Raw genomic sequence first — 3,537 nt, 5'->3', positions numbered from 1 at the left:
CCGCCGCCCCCGGTGCGGCCGCCGATCGGAATGCGGAACTGGCCCCCGCCGCCGCCGAGCCCGCCACCGCCGCTGCGGTCGTCCTCGATATTGTCACTCTGACGACGGCCTCTCCAGAGCATGGCAACTCCTCGCGCTGCAAACTTCCCCGTTGTTGCGGGGCTCAACCCAACAAACAACTATCTCAATGGTTGCTCCAAGTCACAGTATTTTTCCAGACCGCGGCGGTTCTGGCATGACGGCCTCACCGCTCTGGCCGAGAGTGCGCAAGGCCTGTAGCATTGCTCGTGGATGGGGGATGTATTGGGCTTGAAGACGATCGGTTCGTTCCTGTCGCTGATTGCGGCGTTGTTTTGCCTCGGCACGCCGGTAGCCGGCGCGGTGACGCTCGATTCCAGCGTTGCCGTCACCGACCCCGCCACCTTGCAGGCATTGGAACGCGGCGGACTGTCGATCAGCCGCCTGCTGGGGCCAGCGCTCGGCCTGACCCGCGAGGTCGACAATCGCGGTCTGTTCTCGGTACCGGCTTTGGCGACAGTGCGCGACACAGTCAAGCAGCAGATCGCCGACGAGCCGAAGACCAGTCCGGACCCCTATGTCGCCGACATGGCCAGATCGAAGGACACCAGCCAGAAATTCAATCCAAAATACATCGACGACGACGGCTCGACGCTGGACCTCACCGGCGTTGTCAACCGCATGGACCGCGGCTATCTCGGCCACACCGAATGCGGCGAGATCCGGCTGATCTACCGCTTCCACTATTCGATCGCTGAAAAGCCGGTGAAGGGAAAGGCGGGCCAGCGCATTTCCTCGCGGCTGCCGTTGACCATGAGCCTGGTGTTCAACGCCAAACCCAGGCAGGCACAAGCGCGCGCCTCCAAGGACCTGCCAAGCGCCACCGACGTGTCCTGCGCCGATGTTGCCCAGCGCTGGCTGGCAGCCGGAAAGAAAGACCTGCCACCCGACCAGCTTGCCGCCTGGCTGCGCTCCGACGAGGGGCCGCTCTCGGGCGCCATGCTCAATTCGTCGCAGATCATGCGGCTCGAACTCAACATGCAGGTGCTCAGGCTGTCGGCCTCGACGCGGCGCGATTTCGGCGGCCATGCCGAATATCTCCTGAAGATCTTCAAATGGGATCCGGCTGCGTCCAGCTTCTATGAAGCGAAGATGGAAAACCAGATCGACCGCGCCACCGTGCTGGCCGACAAGCCGTCCTTTGCCAAATGGCTGCTCACTGACCGCAACATCTACGACCTCGACCATGGCCGGCTGGTCATCGATGAAAAATTCCTGGCCAGGAGCGCCGTCTCCGTCGCACCCGGCGGGCTGAGCCGGTCGCAGAACAACATCGTCTACGGGCTGGTCGACGACGCCGACATCGACAAGGCGCTGAAGGACTACGTCGCCAAAGGCAACACGCTCGCCACCATCAAGTCGGCGGCCGGCTTCAAATTGCGGCTCAACGAGATGAGCTGCACCGGCTGCCATCAGACGCGCGGCATTGCCGGCTTTCATTACACCGGCGCCGATCCGGCCAGCGAGCCGCGCCGCAACGCCGTCTTCGTGCCGGGCTCGGCCGTGTTCTTCGCCGACCTGCCGCGCCGCCGCGCCATCGTCGAGCAGTTCGCCGCCGGCAGTCACCCGGACTTTACGCGCGGCTTCGCCGCCCGTCCGGACGCCAGATATGCCGAGGCGCTGAAAGGCACCGACCTCTACAATGGCTGGGGCTCGATCTGCTATCGCGGCGAGGATGCAAGTTTCAAGGACTGGAACTGCGGTGCGGGCCTGCGCTGCGCAGGCGTCCACGAAAGCGCCATCCATCCGGGCTTCGGCACCTGCGTCAGCGAGGCCGGCACCGCGGTCGGTGATCCCGTCGAGTTCGGCGAGATCAGGATGTCGAGCTGGGGCAGCGACCAGTATTGCCGCATCTCGCCGGCCACCGCCAAGTCCTGCGCCATCGACCCGGCGCGGGACAAGAAGCCGCTGGTCAAACTCGCCGGCTATGGCGCGGCGCGCCAGCGCTACGACAACCCGCAGCAGAAGACCGGCGGCTTTCCCGGTGGCATGCTGCGCAAGGCGAGCTGCGACAAGCTTCCCGACGAGGCGACGTGCGGACGTCTGGCCAAGACCGGCTTCAACGACTGCATCGCGTCGGGCAAGGACCACAAATTCTGCACGAAGGAATTCACCAAGACCGCCGGCCTGCGCGCCTGCGACAAGGCGCATCCCTGCCGCGAGGACTATATCTGCACCGCAGGCTATGACGATCTGGTGCAGGCAAAAGCCGGCAAAGGCACCTGCATCCCGCCCTATTTCATCTTCCAGTTCCGCGTCGACGGCCACCCGCGCAGCTGGGTGCAGGATGTCAGGGAGTGAGGGAACGGTTTGCCGCAGGCAAATTGAAAGGTCCACTGGACCTTTCAAAAGGCTCGAACGCCCGCAGCCATAGCGGAGGGCGATAGACACTGCCGCAAGAAGGACGTAAACCACGTCCAACAGCGGCCTTGGCCTGCAGCCAATCACGTCAGACGCCTAATCTTCCTGTTTGGCGCCGGCGCTCTTGCCGTCAGAGCTCTTCGACCGTTCCTCGAAACGCGCCGCGCCCTTTTTAAGCGGACGGCCGGTTTCCGCCTCGGTCTTGCGCTCGTCCCTCGCCGCCGCCTGTTTCAGTCCCGCGGCCGCCTGCTTGCCCTTTGCGGTCGGTGCTTGTTCGATGCCCATCGCTTCCTCCGTTCGCGCGACAAAACGCGCGCTGTCGGGAGCAACGTGCCCGGCGTGCCACGGTTCCGGCAGCGCCGGAAATCTGGCGGCTCAGCGCGCCGTCATCGCCTTGCGGAAAGCTTCCAGCGTCTCGGCGCTGACATGGTGCTCGATGCCTTCGGCGTCGATGCGCGCCGTCTCGGCGCTGACACCAAGCGAGCGCAAAAAGGCTTCCACCGTCTGATGGCGGATGCGGCTTTGCTCCGCGACCTTGCGGCCGGCATCGGTCAGGAACACGCCGCGATAGGGCTTTCTCGACACCAGGCCGTCGGCGCACAGCCTGGTCAGCATCTTGGCCACTGTCGGCTGGGCGACGCCCAGGCGTGCGGCGATGTCCACCTGGCGCGCCTCGTTGCCGTCTTCGATCAGGTCGGCGATCAGCTCGACATAATCCTCGACCAGCGCGCTGCGGCGCGCTTCGCGCTGCTGCCGGAAGCCCTCCGAATGAATTTCGGCGTCAAGCAGCGGCTCGCGCGGGACCGGTCTGTTCTTCAGCGCCAATACGCGCTCCTCCCAGGACTATTTGCCATCCATGCTTTCATAGCACGGGCTCTGATTCTTCAGGCCGTTTATTTGCATTCCGCAACAGGTGCAACCGGACTTCCGATTGCGAGTTCGCCCGATACCGTCAGCAGAATAAAAAGCACCGACAATGAAATATAGCATATTGCATAATGTTGAGCCATGGCATAGCTTAAGAGAACATCGCCCAGTCTCCCGGAAAGCCCTCCCCCATGTCCGAAGTCGAAGCCACAGCCTCCCGTTCCTCATGGC

Annotated in this window: 4 protein-coding genes; 1 reads left to right on the top strand and 3 read right to left on the bottom strand. The window is 63.9% G+C overall.

Annotated features, from left to right (window positions below; genetic code table 11):
* The coding region (locus EOD15_RS30895) for a neutral zinc metallopeptidase (RefSeq protein ID WP_185929125.1) at positions 1-122 on the bottom strand (122 nt) is incomplete at its 3' end.
* Positions 123-309: 187 nt separating this feature from the next.
* Between EOD15_RS30895 and EOD15_RS30890 the strand changes: the two genes are divergently transcribed.
* Positions 310-2,379 carry a hypothetical protein gene (locus EOD15_RS30890; RefSeq protein WP_245463812.1) on the top strand — a complete coding sequence of 690 codons (2,070 nt, stop codon included), beginning with the start codon at positions 310-312 and terminating at the stop codon, positions 2,377-2,379.
* Positions 2,380-2,535: 156 nt separating this feature from the next.
* On the opposite strand, the gene EOD15_RS30885 is transcribed toward EOD15_RS30890, so the two are convergent.
* Together EOD15_RS30885 and mntR are read right to left on the bottom strand one after the other, a co-directional pair.
* Positions 2,536-2,724, bottom strand: coding sequence for a hypothetical protein (locus EOD15_RS30885; RefSeq protein ID WP_127321885.1), 189 nt, complete (start codon positions 2,722-2,724; stop codon positions 2,536-2,538).
* 90 nt (positions 2,725-2,814) lie between these two features.
* Entirely contained in the window at positions 2,815-3,264 is a 450-nt protein-coding gene (mntR, locus tag EOD15_RS30880) for a manganese-binding transcriptional regulator MntR (protein WP_127271216.1), read from the bottom strand.
* Positions 3,265-3,537 lie beyond the last annotated feature (273 nt).

Source organism: Mesorhizobium sp. M7A.T.Ca.US.000.02.2.1 (assembly GCF_003996995.1).
In the GTDB taxonomy this organism is placed as follows: Bacteria; Pseudomonadota; Alphaproteobacteria; order Rhizobiales; family Rhizobiaceae; genus Mesorhizobium.
This window is presented reverse-complemented; position numbering and strand designations above follow the sequence as displayed.

Bases quoted from the DNA above. Each gene is read 5' to 3' on its own strand.
- EOD15_RS30885 (WP_127321885.1), bottom strand. From the start codon at position 2,724: ATGGGCATCGAACAAGCACCGACCGCAAAGGGCAAGCAGGCGGCCGCG.